At 45.2% G+C, this 16,826-nt stretch carries 15 protein-coding genes; 7 read left to right on the top strand and 8 right to left on the bottom strand.

Going from position 1 to position 16,826, the window contains the following annotated elements; all coding sequences use genetic code 11:
* Entirely contained in the window at positions 1-702 is a 702-nt protein-coding gene (locus tag LZG73_RS05585; RefSeq protein ID WP_233846763.1) for a 2OG-Fe(II) oxygenase, read from the top strand.
* A gap of 5 nt (positions 703-707) precedes the next feature.
* Positions 708-983 carry an Ada metal-binding domain-containing protein gene (locus LZG73_RS05580; protein WP_233846762.1) on the top strand — a complete coding sequence of 92 codons (276 nt, stop codon included), beginning with the start codon at positions 708-710 and terminating at the stop codon, positions 981-983.
* On the opposite strand, the gene LZG73_RS05575 is transcribed toward LZG73_RS05580, so the two are convergent.
* The 3 genes from LZG73_RS05575 to LZG73_RS05565 are packed head-to-tail and all read right to left on the bottom strand — an operon-like array spanning position 967 to position 3,579.
* Positions 967-1,878, bottom strand: a complete 912-nt coding sequence (locus LZG73_RS05575) for a DNA-3-methyladenine glycosylase (protein ID WP_233846761.1) — start codon at positions 1,876-1,878, stop codon at positions 967-969. The two genes, LZG73_RS05580 and LZG73_RS05575, sit on opposite strands and share 17 nt — an antisense overlap.
* A gap of 60 nt (positions 1,879-1,938) precedes the next feature.
* Positions 1,939-2,958 (bottom strand): DNA polymerase III subunit delta, encoded by a 1,020-nt coding sequence (gene holA / locus LZG73_RS05570; RefSeq protein WP_233846760.1) that lies wholly within the window; start codon positions 2,956-2,958, stop codon positions 1,939-1,941.
* 24 nt (positions 2,959-2,982) lie between these two features.
* On the bottom strand, positions 2,983-3,579 hold the full coding sequence (locus tag LZG73_RS05565; protein ID WP_233846759.1) for an ACP phosphodiesterase: 597 nt from the start codon (positions 3,577-3,579) through the stop codon (positions 2,983-2,985).
* 96 nt (positions 3,580-3,675) lie between these two features.
* Between LZG73_RS05565 and LZG73_RS05560 the strand changes: the two genes are divergently transcribed.
* Positions 3,676-4,191 (top strand): peptidylprolyl isomerase, encoded by a 516-nt coding sequence (locus LZG73_RS05560; RefSeq protein ID WP_233846758.1) that lies wholly within the window; start codon positions 3,676-3,678, stop codon positions 4,189-4,191.
* 66 nt (positions 4,192-4,257) lie between these two features.
* Here the strand turns inward: LZG73_RS05560 and LZG73_RS05555 are convergent, their stop codons facing one another.
* A complete protein-coding gene (locus tag LZG73_RS05555) occupies positions 4,258-4,743 on the bottom strand; it encodes a dCMP deaminase family protein (RefSeq protein ID WP_233846757.1) in 486 nt (161 codons plus the stop codon).
* Positions 4,744-4,811: 68 nt separating this feature from the next.
* Here LZG73_RS05555 and LZG73_RS05550 point away from each other — a divergent pair, with 68 nt between their 5' ends.
* Positions 4,812-5,894 (top strand): hypothetical protein, encoded by a 1,083-nt coding sequence (locus LZG73_RS05550; RefSeq protein ID WP_233846756.1) that lies wholly within the window; start codon positions 4,812-4,814, stop codon positions 5,892-5,894.
* A 2-nt stretch (positions 5,895-5,896) separates the two neighbouring features.
* Here LZG73_RS05550 and LZG73_RS05545 read toward each other — a convergent pair whose 3' ends face one another.
* Genes LZG73_RS05545 through LZG73_RS05535 form a run of 3 tightly spaced genes read right to left on the bottom strand, consistent with a single transcriptional unit; the run spans position 5,897 to position 9,893 of the window.
* Entirely contained in the window at positions 5,897-7,675 is a 1,779-nt protein-coding gene (locus tag LZG73_RS05545; RefSeq protein ID WP_233846755.1) for a ComEC/Rec2 family competence protein, read from the bottom strand.
* Positions 7,676-7,678: 3 nt separating this feature from the next.
* Positions 7,679-8,965 carry a T9SS type A sorting domain-containing protein gene (locus LZG73_RS05540; protein WP_233846753.1) on the bottom strand — a complete coding sequence of 429 codons (1,287 nt, stop codon included), beginning with the start codon at positions 8,963-8,965 and terminating at the stop codon, positions 7,679-7,681.
* Positions 8,946-9,893, bottom strand: coding sequence for a PhoH family protein (locus LZG73_RS05535; RefSeq protein ID WP_233846752.1), 948 nt, complete (start codon positions 9,891-9,893; stop codon positions 8,946-8,948). Before LZG73_RS05535 ends, LZG73_RS05540 begins: the two co-directional genes overlap by 20 nt.
* A gap of 246 nt (positions 9,894-10,139) precedes the next feature.
* Between LZG73_RS05535 and dnaB the strand changes: the two genes are divergently transcribed.
* The gene (gene dnaB / locus LZG73_RS05530) at positions 10,140-11,753 is read left to right on the top strand and encodes a replicative DNA helicase (RefSeq protein WP_233846751.1); all 1,614 of its coding nucleotides are present in this window, start codon (positions 10,140-10,142) and stop codon (positions 11,751-11,753) included.
* On the opposite strand, the gene rlmD is transcribed toward dnaB, so the two are convergent.
* Positions 11,750-13,150, bottom strand: coding sequence for a 23S rRNA (uracil(1939)-C(5))-methyltransferase RlmD (gene rlmD, locus LZG73_RS05525; protein WP_233846750.1), 1,401 nt, complete (start codon positions 13,148-13,150; stop codon positions 11,750-11,752). The two genes, dnaB and rlmD, sit on opposite strands and share 4 nt — an antisense overlap.
* Positions 13,151-13,213: 63 nt before the next feature.
* Here rlmD and LZG73_RS05520 point away from each other — a divergent pair, with 63 nt between their 5' ends.
* A complete protein-coding gene (locus LZG73_RS05520) occupies positions 13,214-15,418 on the top strand; it encodes a gliding motility-associated C-terminal domain-containing protein (RefSeq protein WP_233846749.1) in 2,205 nt (734 codons plus the stop codon).
* Between the two features lie 492 nt (positions 15,419-15,910).
* Complete coding sequence (locus LZG73_RS05515) at positions 15,911-16,564, top strand: NAD(P)-dependent oxidoreductase (protein ID WP_233846748.1); 654 nt, start codon at positions 15,911-15,913, stop codon at positions 16,562-16,564.
* Positions 16,565-16,826 lie beyond the last annotated feature (262 nt).

Here is a 16,826-nt window from a genome sequence, read left to right as displayed (position 1 = left end):
ATGAAAAACATCGAAGCGTTCGATTGGAATGCAATTACCGAAGCATTGCACAGCAAAGGATATGGATTAATCGAGCAAGTGTTGGAGCCTGCGGAATGCCAAGCCTTGATCGCATCTTATAATGAATCAGCGCATTACAGGAAAACGATCACAATGGAACGTTATCGCTTTGGTTTGGGTGAATATAAATATTTCGCCTATCCATTGCCGGACATTATACAAAGCCTGCGCGAGCGATTTTATCCGAAACTTGCCCCCATAGCACACCATTGGATGCAGGCGCTCAACATTGGGCAGCATTATCCCGCTGAGTTCAGCGACTTTCAAGCACATTGCCATGACAACCAGCAGACCAAGCCAACGGTGCTGATTTTGAAATACGGCGAAGGCGGCCACAACACATTGCATCAGGATTTATATGGCGACATTTTCTTCCCCATTCAACTAGTAATCTTCCTCAGCGAACCGGGCGAAGATTATGAAGGAGGCGAATTTGTCCTGACCCAGCAAATGCCCCGAGCGCAATCCAGAGCCATTGTTTTGAAACCAAAGAAAGGAGATGTGCTGCTTTTTACCACCAATTTCAGACCGATAATAGGAACCAAAGGTTACTATCGCGCCAATATGAAGCATGGCGTGAGTGAGGTAAAATCAGGCAATCGCTACACGTTGGGAATCATCTTTCATGATGCTTTGAGCTGACAAAAATGATTTACCATTCAGAACTTGGACACTATTCCTTCGCGACGAGCCGCAAATTGAAAGCGCTCATTGACAATGGTTTGGTCAAATTAGGTGGAAACGGGAAACTGAAAATTTACGGCACATTAAACTGTTCTTCCGGCAAGCGAATGAAGCAAGAAAACAGAGTGTTTTTCCGCTCAGAAGAAGATGCGATTTTGCATGGTTTTCGGCCTTGCGGGCATTGCATGCGGAGCGCCTATGCGCAATGGAAAGAAAAAGTATTTATTCCAAAACCTTGACCGTGAGGCTTCTCCACAAATAAAAAACGAGATAACTTTCCCAACCGGCAAAATTGCTGAATAGCGCTTCGATCTTGCTCGTTTCACTCCTTTCATGGATAATGTTGTGGCTGGAAAGCGCATTCAGCAAACCAATGTCGCCATGCGGAATGCCCTCTGGTTCTTTAAGCGATTTCATCAATGCATAATTGGCAGTCCAGGCGCCGATTCCTTTGTGCGCCGTCAATGCCTTTTTACGGGCAGTGAAGTCCGGCAAAGCGCGTAAAGATTCCTTATCCAGACTCCCGCTGGCAAATGCTTTGGCAATGCCAATCACGTAATCTGCCTTTTGTTGGGAAAACTGCATTGCCTTCAAATCGTCAATGTCTACATTCGCCAAAATCTCTGGCTCCGGAAATGTGTAATAGGATTCGTTGTTAAAGTCAATCCTCGGGCCGTAACGCTCAACCAGTCGGCGTTTAACCTTGTACGCAAAAGACAAATTAATCTGCTGACCTATGATGCACCAGCAAATGGCTTCAAACAAATTGGAAATCCCAATCAGCCGAAGGCCTTTGTAGCGCTCGGTCATGTAAGCCAGGCGACCGTCGGTTTTCAACTTATCGTAAAAAGGCTGAATGTTGGTGTCCATATCAAACCACTCGCGAACATAGGCAACGAGATAAGCCTTGTTTTCCTGGCTGGGCTCGCCAACCAGAATGTCCAGTTCAAGAAATCCGCCGTTTTCTTTAATGCAAATCAGCAAAATCTCTTTTTCAATCTCAATCGACTTGAAAATGGCGCCGTCTTTGATAATGTGCAGACAATCGTCATAATTGCGATTTAGGAACCAAAGACATTCGTCAAAGCTGAAAAGCGCTGGAATGGGGATTAAAATCGTGCGTTCACTATTCATTTACCAAAAATATTGCAGCCAAAAATAAGTCGAAACCTGCTTCTTGCTGCATTGTGCACTTTAATGGATTATTTTAAAAACCAGTTCTTTCAGCAATTCTCCCTCGGGAATGCTCACGCCATCCAAGCCTTTCATTCTAGCATCACATTCGCGCAGATAATGAATGATGTTCGCCACCTTGGGCAACGGATAATTGCGGATGGCCAGCAAATAATCCTTCACAAAATATGGATTAACACCCAGTTCCGCAGCAAGCCCTTTCTCCGTTTTGTCCTTGCTGGCATGCGCAAGCAGCAATTTGGAATAAAAACCAAACAGAATGATCAGTATGGGCGCCAGTGGATTATCCTTTGAATTGGCTGAAAAATAGGAAGCGATCTGATTGGCCTTCATCACGTCCCGCGTCATGAGCGCCTTTTGGAATTCAAACACATTATATTCCTTGCTGATCCCCACAAACCGCTCCACCGCAGCTGCGTCAATGCCTTCGTCCACGCGCAGGTTCACCATAATTTTGCGGATCTCATTGGACAACCTTTTCAAATCGTTGCCAATGTTATCAACCAGCATTTGCACTGCCTTCGGGCTTATTTTCACGCCTTCATGCTGACAAAATGACGCCACCCATTCCGGTAACTTGTTGTCATACATCTTCTTAGACTGCACTACAACGCCATTGTTGTTCATGGCTTTGATGAATGTTTTTCGCTCGTCTGCATTGGAGTGAAAACAAAAGACGAGCACCGTGCTGTTCAATGGATTCAGCGCATAATCTTCCAAGCGAGCTTGTTGATCCTTTTGCTCAATGCCGCCCAGTTTGTTCGCGTCTTTAACCAGGATCAACTGCCGCTCCGACATGAATGGATAACGTCGCGCATACCCGATCACGCCCGAAACGTCCGTGTCCTTTCCATATAAGACAAACTGGTTAAATCCCTTCTCAGACTCAGCAACAACTCGTTTTTCGAGCTCTTCCGCAATCGAATCAATATAATAAGGCTCGTCGCCATGCAGGAAATAAATGGGCCTGAATTTCTTGCTTCTGATTTCTTTTAATACAATATCCGGTGTCTGGGCCATTGAAATGCCTGTAATGGAAAGAAGTTAATGTGTCAATATGAACTGTTCCGATTCCTTTTGAAGTTCCGGAAAGAAGGCGGAAAATTTATCGTGATAAAAAGCTTCGTTTTCTCTCAATTCCAGCATGGCATTTCGCAATGGTGCGAGATATGGCGCCCGTCTTGAAAGCCTGTGAAAAGTAAGGTCCACGCCTTCGAGCGAGGCATAGGTTGTCAGCCAATCCTGCCGGATCATGGATTCCACCATCGGAGCCATTTCTTTTGTCACAAACCGAGCGTTTCGTTCGATGAGCGCGTACATGTTGCGCGCATAAGCGGCCAAGGGTTGGGAAGAGAAATTGTCAAAATATTTTGCCAGAAAATAATCGAAGTAAATGTCCATAACAATGCCCGAAAGCTTTCCCTGCGACAACGCAGCCTTATGTGTTGCCTCGCGGACCACGTCATGATGGTCTGTAAAAAAGTCAATAAACCGGTGCAATTTCAATCCTGTAACATAATCCGCATCCCAATCCGCAGTCCTTTCATCGGTCAGCCGGCCCTTCACGAAATCGCCGACATAATTTCCCATGATCACTCCCTCCTTATTTCCGGACAGCAAAATGTGTGCTAAAAAATTCATGTAAATGACAATTTGACAAATTTGCCGTACGTTTGTTTGCGCTCCTTTACTTGGAACAATTTTTTACAACAACAAGTATTTTAATCAAACTAGCAAATGAAAGTCGAAAAAAATAACGTGATAGCGTTGACATACAGCCTGCGAATTCCTGACACAGACGGGGAAACAGATGTGGTTGAAGTTGTTACAGAAGAAGATCCAATGTACTTCATTCAAGGCATCAGCGGGCTTCCGGAAGGTTTTGAGAACCAGATCGAAGGGCTTGTTGCCGGAGATATATTTGAGTTTACTGTGGCACCCGAAGAGGGTTATGGCGAGTTTGACGAAGAAGCAATTGTTGAATTGCCGAAGTCGGTTTTCCAGATGGAAGATGTTAATGAAGATGAATTGCTGCAAATCGGCAATATCATTCCAATGACCAATGAAGACGGCGAAAGAATGCACGGACAAGTTGTTGAAATCAATGGCGATATTGTTGTCATGAACTTCAACCATCCGCTTGCAGGAAAAGAGATGCATTTCAAAGGTCAGATCATCTCCATCCGCCCAGCCACTCAGGAAGAAATCAGCCACGGCCACGTTCACGGAGCCGGTGGCGTGCATCATCATTAATGATTGAATAAGTGAATGACTGAATAGAAAAAGAATATTCAGTCATTCACTCACTCACTCATTCACTCATTCACTCATTGAAACTGCATACTGCTCCACTTCCACTCCGAATCTTTTCAAAAACTCCACTCCTTCCTCAATTGCGATTCCTTTGTATGCTGCGTAGGAATTCAGGAAAATCACTTTCTTTATTTTCATTGTGTAAATAACCCGCGCGCAGGCAATGCATGGGGCTAATGTTACGAAAAGGGTCGATCCTTCGATATTGGAACCGTTTTTTACGGCAAACAGAATTGCGTTTTGTTCGGCGTGCAATGCGAGAGAGCAACTTCCTTTTGCATCTCTTGGACATCCAACTTCCGGAAATTCTTCGTCGCAATTGTGTGTTCCAGCCGGCGGACCATTGTAACCGATTGAAATAATCCGTGTGTCTTTTGTTAATACAGCACCAACCTGGGCTTTGATACAATGGGAACGCAGCGCCAGATTTTTTGCCAATTCCATGTAGATATCATCAAATTTCGGCCGCAAATTCGTTGTAAGTAAGGTCATTAGTTTGGTCAATAAATTTTACACAAACTTATAGAATTGAACACTGATTCAACAATAGATTTTCAAGTATGCGCATTAGAATGATGTTTTTGCTGGCAATGATCTTTACACACGCAACTGCATTTGCCCAGCAGGACCGCGTGGTGATAAAGCTTGCGCAAGATCCGGCATCCTTGTTGAAAACATATAAATTTTACATTCAGGAGGTTGAAGACCAACGCCTTATTCCTGGATCATCATTGGGTAAGGTTATTGCGTTGGGCAAAGAAACGCCCATTGGATTGCCTGGGAAGCTGGACAAAGAACTCTTCACTTACTGGTCGTTCGCTGCTTCGAAAAAGGATCAGACTTACTTGCCGCTTTACATTAGCGTTAAAGAACTGTCTGTGCAAGAAAAGCGCGTTGCTCCTAATAAAGTCACTGGCGAGATGAAGCTGTCTGTAAAATTCCGTTGGTATCGCAACATGCAGCCGGTGGAGCTTACCAATTATCAGACGGCTGTCAATTACACGCGTCCCGAGCGGGATTTTGATTACGAAAAGCTCATTGAGCAGTTACTCGATCAGTCATTGGCGCATTTCCAAAAGTGGATGACGCTCAATGCGGGCAAAAATCCGGCGCTCGCACGAAACGTACAACTGGTTTTCAAAGAACTTGTGACCAATGATCCGGATACGGTCTTTTATTCTCCCAAGCGCCCACTCATCTGGGACGATTTCAAAGTGCGCAATGCGAAGCCTGGCAGCAGATATGCAGCGGCTGTTTTCACGAGTTTTGGTTACGAAGGCCGATCCTATCCAAAAGACGACGACTTGGTGGTGGAAATAGGATTGAAGACATTCATGGTTAAAAGCATGTCATGGGGAAGACCGGAATCACGCACTGCCAGCACATTGCGGCATGAACAAATTCACTTCGACATTACGAGACTGGTTGTTGAGAAATTCAAAGCACGCTTGCGCAATGCGGATCTGTCGATTGAAGACTATGACAGCGAAATCCAATATCAGTTTTTGGAAGCATTCCGCGAAATGAACAACGACCAGGAACAATATGATGGAGAAACCGGTCACGGCCTCAATGCTGGCGCCCAAGCCGCATGGGACAGGAAAGTGGCGGATGAGATTGCGGCTGTCTATGCAGTGCAATAGGTTTATTTCGCCGTAACAAAAACGGTTTGCTGCACTTCCTGGCTGATGGCGTAATTCCTGATGCAAAAGTTATAAGCATTGGCATCTTCGCGTAATGCCTTGTCACTCACGACATATAGAACATCGTTTTGCTTAAAACTCATTGCCAAGTGATTAGGAATCGAATGCGTGACAACATCGTTGGACAGCCTTATTTGCAAACTCTTGGAGACGCCGTAACAAGCGAACATGAACACCACTAAACAAGCCGCTTTCAGAAACTGAAACGACCGCTTCTCATAAGTCAGCCAAATCAATAAAAGCACTGCATACAAAATGACGACCTCAACTTTGTCGAGATTCAGGTTTTCTATCAAATATCCAGGCAGCGATTTTGGAACGGAAACAGCAACATTTGTCAAGTAAGCGGAAAGCAAGACAATCTGATTAACAAGCCATTGCAGCCAAAAAATCTTAACGAGGGAAACCAGCAATAACAGCAGCGCTGCGGGCAAAAGCACATTCGTAAACGCAATGACAAATGGATTGATAAGCCAGAAATAGCTTGGAAATTGATGAAAATAGAACAGACTTAACGGAAAAGTCGCCAATTGCGCCGCGAAGGAAAGCGCTGAAATTTGCCAGACAAATTTAATGATCCGGTTGTTGGGAGTAAAAAAGTTGTTAATCGGCTCGTACAACAAAAAGATGCCGCTCATAGCAAGATAAGAGAGCTGAAAACCAACATCATACAACGCGGCCGGATCAAATAACAAAATCAAAAATGCAGAGAAAGCCAGCGTGTTCATCGCGTTCTGCTTTCTTGCAAAAACTTCTGCTACGACGAAGACAATGCACATTAACGTCGCTCGCTGGACGGATGCTGGCAAGCCCGTTACGAGAGCGTAGAAGCAGAGCAATGCAATCACTGCAACCAAATAAAGCCACTTTCCATAATGCCAGCGCTTTATCCAGCCCAATAAATGACTGATTACCAGGAAAATAATGGCAACGTGCATGCCCGAAACCGAAAGAATGTGAACCGCTCCGGAAGCCGTATAATCGGTTACCAAGTCAGCTTGCAGATCGTCGCGCCGGCCGAGCAACATGGCTTTTACAAGCCCGTAAGCATCATCGTCCGGGATATTTTCGCGTAAAACCTGAGCCGACCATTCCGAAATGTTAGTGCTCCAACGCTGAAACACAAAAGTCTGCTCACCCGGCAAAATTGTAAATGAATTGTTCGAAAGATAATCCGTCCAAACGATTCCTTTGTTCCTAAGAAACGCCCGATAATCAAACTGCATGGGGTTTTTGGCTTCCATAGGCTGTTCCAATGTTCCGCTAACGATCACCCACTCGCCAGGTTTTGGAATGGAGGTCGCATCGTCGGAAACATTGATCAGTGCTTTCACAGAGACCGGAAGCCATTGTTTGTTAATCCTGATGCGCTTGATGATCGCCTCAAAACGCACAGTTTTGGCTCTTTTCTCAGGCAATGTTGTGATTTCGGCTTCATATGCCGTGTAAGTTTTACTATTCAGTGCAGCAATGTTCGTGTCGTTGCGCTGCTCAAACATTGTCTTCGAGAAGCCACCAATAGCAACCGAAAACATGGCAAACGTAACACCAAAAGCGCTTTTGAAACTTTTGGCATAACACAACATTGACACCAGAAAACAGGCGCAGATAATACCAAAAAATATGATTTGCGAATGCAGGAATGCCGGAAACAGAGAACTTAGCAAAATGCCCGCAATGTAAAACAGCACGATCCCGACGAAGGGGGCGCGAGGCAGCATATGTTAGCGGACTACAAAGCGTTTGGTAATCGTTTGTCCGCCAGACGAAACTTTATAAAAATACAAGCCGCTTGGAAACTTGTTTACATCCAGATAATTGAGGTTAACCGCATCAGAAACAATGCGATGGCCCCTTTGGTCAAATACGTTCACGGTAAAAATCTGATAGTTTGGTGTGTATATATTGGCAGTTAATTGGTCACTGACGGGGTTCGGGTAAAGCTCCACAAGCAAGTTATCGCCAGAGATTTTTGAATATTCAACAAGCTTTGCACGTCGCGGACTCAATTGTAAAACCGCATGCATGCGCTCCTTTTGGTCATTCGTAAAAACGCTCATACATGCGTCAGGCGAATAATCCATGTAGTTTTCAATCATATTTCGCGTGGTTACGCCTCGGCAATCTGAAAAGACGGGCGTGCAGGAAATGTCGGTCGTTTCGTTTTTCGTAAAAGCAGTCGGCGTGTCGGCACAATGATCGGTGCCGCAATTCCGGTCGCCCCAGATGTGTATCAATCCAAGCCAATGCCCGACCTCATGCGTGGTCGTGCGGCCCAGGTTGTAAACGGCACTCGTGATCGCGGGCGAATTCCTGCCAAAATAACGAAAGTCAATGATCACGCCGTCCGTTAATGCATCCACAGCTTTTTCCGCCTCGTTGGAAAGGCCAGTCGTTAGCTCATTGATTTCGGTTACAACGGGAAACTGAGATGTGCCTAGATAACGGTCAGAAAGCCTGCAAACCCAGATATTCAAATAACGGTTTGTAAGCCATGCCGGTGAAATTGCAGCCAGTTCGTCAGCGTCGGTGATCGGACTGAACTGTGTTTTTTCATTAAATGTCCTGACAACTGTCACAAGCTTGAATCGAATGCCTGTGTCGACGCCCAGTGAGTCCGTATAAAATCCTTTGTAACCCGAAGTGTTGCTGTAATCTTCATTCAAAACGTCGATCTGGCTCTGAATCTGGTCGTCCGAAATATTCGCATTGCCCTGGCCGCCAATAGGATTGCCTTCCTCACTGTGAATGACATGGACAACAACGGGAATGGTCACGATCTCATCCGCAGACGTCCGCAAAGCCTTGTTGACTTTGATCCTGTTCTGAATCGCTTCTTCGGACTTGTTTCGCAGCTTTTGTAATGCCGGATATCTGGAAAGTTTTAATGCTTCCAGTTCGGTGCTGGCGCAGCGTTGCAACAAAGCATCGCTATCCTGCGCCAGCATGAACGTTCTTGATAAAAATATCAGTAAAATGGTCAGCAGGGACTTACTGCTCAGATTTGTCATAAGCTGCAAGTATATCTTTAACCAAACGGTGTCTTACAACGTCAGATCCATCAAGCTCCACAAAACTGATCCCCTTAATGCCTTTCAGCACGCCTAATGAATCAATCAAGCCGGATTTGAGGTTTTTTGGCAAGTCAATCTGCGACTTATCGCCAGTAATGATGGCCTTAGAACTTGGTCCCATACGGGTCAGGAACATTTTCATCTGCATCGGCGTCGTGTTCTGCGCTTCGTCAAGCAGGATAAATGCATTATTCAGCGTTCTTCCGCGCATGTAAGCAAGCGGCGCAATCTCAATTACGCGACTTTCCAGATACAATTTCAGCTTTTCAGGAGCGATCATATCATCCAGCGCGTCGTAAATTGGTCTTAAATATGGATCAATTTTTTCTTTCAAATCACCTGGTAAGAAGCCCAGGTTTTCCCCAGCCTCGACGGCAGGACGCGTTATAATGATCTTTCTGACTTCCTTATTTTTCAATGCACGGACCGCAATGGCCACAGCAGTGTACGTTTTTCCGGTTCCGGCCGGTCCGACTGCAAACACGAGATCAAACTTTTCAGCTTGTTCCACCAGCAATTTCTGGTTTGGCGTTTTTGCTTTCACTACCAATCCCTTGTTGCCATAAATGATCACATCCGCATCATCCTCAGCGCTGGCAACAGGCGATTTTACAACTCCATTTAAATATCCTTTGACATTATCGTTGGTAACCTTCCCATATTTCTGGTAATGCGCTATCAGCGAATCCATTACATCTGTAATACGGATAATTTCCGGGGCAGTGCCCTGGATGCGGATCTCGTTTCCGCGCGAAATAATTTTGCTTCCAGGGAAAGCAGCGGCAACTTCTTTAATATTCACATTGTGAATACCCAAAAAATCTACCATTGAAACGTCCTCGAGCGTGATGATTTTTTCCAGCAAATGATTTGAAGTTTAGTGTTTGTCTATTTGTTCTAAAATTTAGTAATAATAACGAACAATAGTAAAAGAAAGCGCGAGAAATACAATTATAGTGCCAGACTTTAAAACATATATTGGGGTTATTTTGACCAACTGTTTCATTATCAGAGCCGGACAAAAATGACCGGTTTAAGAAAAAAAATTATTGCAAGAACTTCCTGCCGCATCCTTTCCTGCGCACCCTGCTTTCGTTAACTTTGTCTTAATATGGAAAACGACAGGACCTCAGGCAATTCTTTCAAATCAGGAGCTAAACAAGGCAACTCCACAAGGAAGCCCATCGGTGCCAGAACACCTGGTATCGAGCAGACTTTCAGCAAGTTACCACCCCAGGCAATCGATCTTGAAGAGGCTGTTCTGGGTGCTTTAATGATTGAAAAAGACGCCCTCACGGCCGTTGCCGACATCCTCAGACCCGACAGTTTTTATAAGGAGGCGCACGTCCGCATTTACACCGCGATCATTACGCTTTTTGCCGATTCTGAGCCGATAGACATGCTTACCGTAACGTCAAAATTGCGCAGTATGGGCGAGCTGGAACTGATCGGCGGCGCTCAATACATTATGGAGCTGACCTCCAAAGTCAACTCTGCTGCCAACATTGAATTCCATGCACGCATTATATCCCAGGCTTTCATCAAGCGCGAGCTGATCAAGGTCGCTTCGGAAATTCAGCGGGAAGCATACGAGGACACGACGGACGTTTTCAGGCTGCTTGACAAAACAGAGCAGAACTTGTTCCAGATCTCGGAATCAAACATTAAGAAAAATTACGCTGACATGGGAGCGCTGATGCGTCAGGCATTGGCAGAACTCGATCAGAAAAAGAATAATAAAGACGGGCTTACCGGAGTTCCTTCCGGTTTCAGCGCACTGGACCGGCTTACATCGGGCTGGCAGAAAACAGAATTAATGATCCTGGCGGCTCGTCCGGGTATGGGAAAAACGGCTTTCGTTGTTTCTTCGCTGCGCAATGCTGCGGTGGATTTCAATATGCCGGTCGCAATTTTCTCGCTCGAAATGTCGTCCGTGCAGCTGGTGAATCGTTTGATTTCGGCAGAAGCAGAAATTGACAGTGAAAAAATCAGGAAAGGAAGTCTAGCGCCACATGAATGGGAACAGTTGCATCACCGCATTCACCGATTGACCAATGCGCCGATCTTCATAGACGACACGCCTGCCCTATCCATTCTGGAATTACGAGCCAAATGCCGCCGTCTGAAAGCACAGCACGACATTCAAATGATCGTGATTGACTATCTCCAGTTAATGACAGGAGACACGGGCGGCAAAGGCGCTGGTAACCGAGAACAGGAAATTGCGATGATTTCAAGATCGCTCAAAAACCTTGCAAAAGAACTTGACGTGCCCGTAATCGCGCTTTCGCAGCTAAGCCGTGCCGTGGAAACGCGTGGTGGTGAAAAGCGGCCTCAGCTTTCAGATTTAAGGGAATCGGGATCGATTGAGCAGGATGCGGATATGGTTCTTTTCCTATATCGTCCTGAATATTATGGCATTACAGAAGATGAATCGGGAAATTCGGTTGCAGGAATCGGGGAAGTGATTGTTGCGAAAAACCGTGCAGGATCTTTGGATACGGTGCAATTGCGCTTTATTGGCAAATACACCAAGTTTACGGACCTTGATTCACAATTCACGCCAGCGCCATTCTCCGTGGATCGACCTATCCAGACTTCCAACCCAATTGCGTCGTTCGAAAGTCAAACGAAGCCTGCCCCGGCGGGTGGAACGCTCCGGAGCAGGGCCAATGATTTGAGTAATTTTGATTATAAAGGCCCGGATAGCGAGCCTCCTTTCTAAGCTCTCCTTACAAGCAAAGCCACATTCTCAACATGATGCGTGTTGGGAAACATGTCAACTGGCTGCACTTTTGTCACTTCATAATCTGCGGACATGAGGGCAATGTCACGTGCTTGCGTCGCAGTGTTGCAGCTCACGTACACAACGCGGTCGGGAGCAGCTTTGAGAATGGTTTCGACAACTGGCGCGTCCATTCCCGCGCGCGGCGGATCTGTAATGATCACATCCGGCCTGCCATGTGTTTGCAAAAAGCCCTCATTCATGATTCCGCGCATATCTCCGGCAAAAAATGATGTGTTCGTGATGCCATTCAGTTCTGAATTTCTTCTTGCATCCTGCACAGCCGCTTCCACATATTCCACGCCCACAACTTTCTTCGCCCGACGTGCCACAAAATTGGCGATCGTGCCCGTTCCGGTGTAAAGGTCGTACACGGACTCATTGCCCGTAAGGCCCGCATATTCGCGCGCCACGCTGAAAAGCTGATGCGCCTGCTCGGAATTGGTTTGGTAAAATGACTTAGGCCCAACCAGAAAAGTTAAGTCTTCCATTGTTTCGCGGATAAATGTCTCACCCGCATAATGAATCACTTCCTGATCCTGGTAAGAGTCATTTCCCTTCAAATTCACAATGTAATTGAGTGAAGTAATTTCGCTGTGCGTTTTGTGCAAATAAGCCATCACCTTCTCAATCGCTTCATCATTCTGCTCGCCAAACTGCACGATAACCATCACATCGCCCGAGTTGGCCGTTCGCACAACCAGATTTCGCAGCGTGCCCACATTAAACTTCACGTCGTAATAAGGAATGTTATGCAGCTCGCCAAAGTGGTGTAAGGAATTCCGGATCGTGTTCGAAGGATCGGGTTGCAAGTGGCAATGGTCCACCGTAAATATTTTATCAAAACGCTTTGGGACGTGAAATCCGAGCGCATGCTTGGTAAACTGTGCTCCCGAATCCAGTTGATCTTTTGTGAGCCAGCGCCAGTTTGAGAACGTAAATTCGAGTTTGTTTCGGTAATATTCTGTTTTTGGAGCAGCAAGGATCTCGTTAATGCTTACATTCTTGATGTGCCCGATCCGCTGAAAGTGGTCAACAACTTGCTGTCTCTTGAATTTCAGTTGGTGTTCGTATGCAATATGTTGCCATTTGCAGCCGCCGCATACAACGTTATGGAGGCAATATGGGTCTGTCCTGAGAGACGACTGTTTATGTATTTTGGTAACGATCGCTTCCTTTAATTTTTTCTTTGTTTTGACCACCTGTAAATCCACTATGTCACCAGGAGCCACATTCCCTTCTACAAAAATTACGCCGTCTTCTGATTTAAATATACATTTGCCTTCTGCCGCAAAATCGGTAATTTCAACGTATTCATACTTGATATTCTTAATCATATTCCTTTTTTAATTTTCTAAATTCTAAATCCTATCGGATAATTTCTACACCCACATCAAGCCATGAAAAAGCGGTACATCTTGTTCATTCTGATGCTGTTTGCCCTTTCAAAAACCTATGCTACTCATATCGTCGGCGGCCAACTCTTCATTACTGAAAATCCCAACACTTACTATAATTACAACATTGGCCTGACCATGTATTTCGATGCATTGAACGGCAATCCGGGCGCGGAGGACCAATTCGTTACGATCTATGTCTTTCGTAAACGCGATAACCAGCCCGTTGGTTATCTTCAGGCCCCAAAAATAGAACGAAAATCGGTCAACTATGCTAATCCGTCGTGCGGAATATCGTCGCTGGAAACTTACATGATCACTTACAGCACAACGCTAAGGCTCGAACCGACCGATTTCAGCGATCCGCAAGGCTATTATATGGTGTGGGACCGCTGCTGCCGCAATGGGACGATCACGAACATTAAGGCGCCTGGCGACGCGGGAAGCTTGTTTTATCTGGAATTTCCGCCGCTGTTCAGGAACAATGCGAATTTCAAGAACTCCTCCCCCGTTTTCTCGCCCATCAAAGGAGACTATGCCTGTGTCAATTCTCCGTTTTTCTTTGATTTTGGCGGGAAGGACGCCGATGGCGACAGCCTGACTTACAAACTGATCACGCCGATGCAGGGATTTTCCGACAAAGCCAATCCAAGCGTCGAAGCGCGCGGCTCATCGAGTTATCCGCGTCTCACGTGGATTGACGGGATTACGGTAGACAACATTATTCCGGGCCCAAAGCCTCTGACGGTTGATCCCAAAACCGGAATGCTGTCGGTTACGCCAGGCAATGTTGGGTTGTATGTGTTTGCCGTGCAGGTGGACGAGTATCGGAATGGCGTTAAAATTGGCAGTCTTACACGTGATTTTCAGCTTAAAGTCGTGGATTGTCCTAAAATGGACGCACCAAAGTTGTTATTTAAGCCCAAAGGAAAAGACACCTATTATACTCAAAACGAGATCATTACTGTTAAAGAAGGCGATCCAAATTGCTTCGAAGTGATGGTTACGGACCCTAATATCAACCAGATCATTCGTGTCAAAGGCCGCGCAGTCAACAATTCAAAAGATTACTTCTCCATTCTCCCCGCCGAATTCAAGACGACGATTGCGAACGACACGCTGAAATTCGAAATCTGCCTCGACGAATGTTTTGTCACCTACGATAACCGGCCCATCAAGATCGAGCTTATCGCGGAAGACGAAAGTTGCCCGGTTCCATTGATGGACACATTGAATATTTTCATCCGCCGCGAAAGCAGTGGTAACAATGCTCCCGAAGTCTCCACCTCTCTGCCAGGTCAATATGTGCACGTCACGGCTGGCATTCCTGTTCAATTTGATGTTTTTGGTAAAGACACGGACAAAGACAGCATTGCACTTTCCGGACGCGGTCAGGATTTTAATATGGTGGACATGGCCATGGATTTTAAAGCAACGAGCGGCAAAGCACAGATCCAGCAGAAATTCACGTGGACTCCCCCGTGCAATGCAAAGAAAGGGGACACGCTCGTCGTAGATTTCAAGGTTGAAGACATCCGCTGCATCGGCAATCCGCTTGCGGTTTCCAAGCCCGTGTATTTCATCGTTGACGAATCACCCAACAGCCCTCCTGCCGTGAAGACTTCCCTCGATGTGCAGGAAGTCACTTATACAATCGGCAACAGCTCAGCCATCATTTTCGACGTGCTCGCAACCGATCCCGACACGAACACGATCAGCCTCGTTGCGGCCGGCCGCGGGTTCAGCATCAGCGATGCCGGAATGCAGTTTGCAAATAAAACCGGGATCAAAGAGGTCACCTCTCCTTACTCCTGGTCGCCCGACTGCGCGCTGCTCGAAGGACAATCCGAAAGAGCTTTTCTGATCGACTTCATCACCCAGGATAAAAGTTGCGCAGCAGCAAGCGACACCACCACAGTCAGAGTCATCGTGAAGGACGACACTTCGGACGTCGTCCCGGAATTTCCCAATGTGATCACGCCGAATGGTGATGGCAAAAACGACTGCTTCGTGTTGGAAAATTTGCCGCAGGACAACTGTGTAAACCAGTTCAAAGATGTGACGATTTTCAATCGCTGGGGTAAGCAAGTTTACTACTCCAAAATCAGGAAAAACTGGTGCCCAACCAGCATTTCACAAGGCTATTATTACTACGTCGTCGAGTACACGAACAAGCGTTTCAAAGGAGGTTTGACAATTCTGAAATAAGATTAAGTTGCAATGCAGCGATCGCTTTTGACAAGCAATAAAATATCATAAGTTCAAAAAGTATTGACCATTCGGATAAAATAAAATGTTACTTACAAATTAAATGTAGCATACATCTAGAATACTTTGAGCTAATGAAACTTTATATACTAATCAAACAAACTAAATGTATAAAAAGTATTATTTGTATAACACATAATTTTATATTGCAACTTGTCAAAAGGTTAATACTTTTTATAATAGCTTACCATAAGAGAAATATCAAACATATCATACTAACTCGTAGTAAGTAATTGATAATCAATAAAAAATTGAAGGTTTACTCATTACAAGCCAACATTCTAATGTTGCCCAATCCAAGCATCTTAGACTTACATCCTGAATCTCAGCCACACCTTTCACTCATTTACTCATAAACTTTACACGCTTATGCAGTATTAAAGCAGCAATCACCACTTTAATTAATTTACGTTATTCCCAAATCATTAGAAAATGAAAGTAGCATTAATCGGCGCAACTGGCTTTGTTGGCACCCAAGTTTTAAAGGAATTGATATCGAGAGGACATCAGACAACTGCCATCGCACGGCACATTGATAACATTGATTCGGACAGCGACCTGGTAACTCCCAAGTCTGCAAATGTGCTCAATGCAAGTGAAGTTGCAGATGCAGTGGCTGGCCATGACGCCGTTGTCAGCACCTACAATCCGGGCTGGACAAACCCGAATATTTACGCAGAATATCTGGAAGGCGCGCAAGCCATTCAGGCTGGTGTAAAGGCGTCAGGAGTGAAACGCTTCCTCGTGGTAGGCGGCGCAGGAAGCCTCGAAGTCGCTCCCGGATTACAGCTTATCGACACGCCTGATTTCCCGGAAGAATACAAACCCGGCGCTGGGGCTTCGAGAGAATATCATAAGATCCTTTTGACAGAAAATGACCTCGATTGGACATTCCTAAGTCCTGCCATTGAAATGCACCAGGGAACGTCCGGCGTAAGAAAAGGCACATACAGAACTGCGCTTGAAAATCCTGTTTTTGATGAAAATGGAAGAAGCATTATTTCGTCAGAGGATCTTGCCGTTGCAATCGTGGATGAAATTGAACGACCTCAATTTATCAAAAAGCGCTTTACAGCTTCTTATTGATTTCGAAAGTTTAAGCAAGCCATTGATTTAGAGCAGCTTGTAATCAACTTTTTCTACATTATAAACTTATAAAGCTTTTGATAAATATAAAAAGTATTATACATATCAAAAGCTTTATTTTTATTATAAGTATCAATAGTTTAATTATTATTTAATCATCTTAACCATTTTAAAAGTATAAATTGGTAATTGAGGCTTCGAACGAAAAGTTGTCAGTGTTTGAGCAAAAAATTGAGGGAAATTAAGGTTCTTTGTACTCATT

It is taken from the genome of Dyadobacter sp. CY326 (assembly GCF_021390515.1).
Classification (GTDB): domain Bacteria; phylum Bacteroidota; class Bacteroidia; order Cytophagales; family Spirosomataceae; genus Dyadobacter.
This window is presented reverse-complemented; position numbering and strand designations above follow the sequence as displayed.

What these genes read in the sequence shown, in the direction of transcription:
- dnaB (WP_233846751.1), top strand. Translation starts at nt 10,140, where the DNA reads ATGGAAAACGACAGGACCTCAGGCAATTCTTTCAAATCAGGAGCTAAA.
- LZG73_RS05585 (WP_233846763.1), top strand. Translation starts at nt 1, where the DNA reads ATGAAAAACATCGAAGCGTTCGATTGGAATGCAATTACCGAAGCATTG.
- LZG73_RS05540 (WP_233846753.1), bottom strand. Translation starts at nt 8,965, where the DNA reads ATGACAAATCTGAGCAGTAAGTCCCTGCTGACCATTTTACTGATATTT.
- LZG73_RS05515 (WP_233846748.1), top strand. Translation starts at nt 15,911, where the DNA reads ATGAAAGTAGCATTAATCGGCGCAACTGGCTTTGTTGGCACCCAAGTT.
- LZG73_RS05575 (WP_233846761.1), bottom strand. Translation starts at nt 1,878, where the DNA reads ATGAATAGTGAACGCACGATTTTAATCCCCATTCCAGCGCTTTTCAGC.
- holA (WP_233846760.1), bottom strand. Translation starts at nt 2,958, where the DNA reads ATGGCCCAGACACCGGATATTGTATTAAAAGAAATCAGAAGCAAGAAA.
- LZG73_RS05560 (WP_233846758.1), top strand. Translation starts at nt 3,676, where the DNA reads ATGAAAGTCGAAAAAAATAACGTGATAGCGTTGACATACAGCCTGCGA.
- rlmD (WP_233846750.1), bottom strand. Translation starts at nt 13,150, where the DNA reads ATGATTAAGAATATCAAGTATGAATACGTTGAAATTACCGATTTTGCG.
- LZG73_RS05550 (WP_233846756.1), top strand. Translation starts at nt 4,812, where the DNA reads ATGCGCATTAGAATGATGTTTTTGCTGGCAATGATCTTTACACACGCA.
- LZG73_RS05555 (WP_233846757.1), bottom strand. Translation starts at nt 4,743, where the DNA reads ATGACCTTACTTACAACGAATTTGCGGCCGAAATTTGATGATATCTAC.
- LZG73_RS05565 (WP_233846759.1), bottom strand. Translation starts at nt 3,579, where the DNA reads ATGAATTTTTTAGCACACATTTTGCTGTCCGGAAATAAGGAGGGAGTG.
- LZG73_RS05520 (WP_233846749.1), top strand. Translation starts at nt 13,214, where the DNA reads ATGAAAAAGCGGTACATCTTGTTCATTCTGATGCTGTTTGCCCTTTCA.
- LZG73_RS05580 (WP_233846762.1), top strand. Translation starts at nt 708, where the DNA reads ATGATTTACCATTCAGAACTTGGACACTATTCCTTCGCGACGAGCCGC.
- LZG73_RS05545 (WP_233846755.1), bottom strand. Translation starts at nt 7,675, where the DNA reads ATGCTGCCTCGCGCCCCCTTCGTCGGGATCGTGCTGTTTTACATTGCG.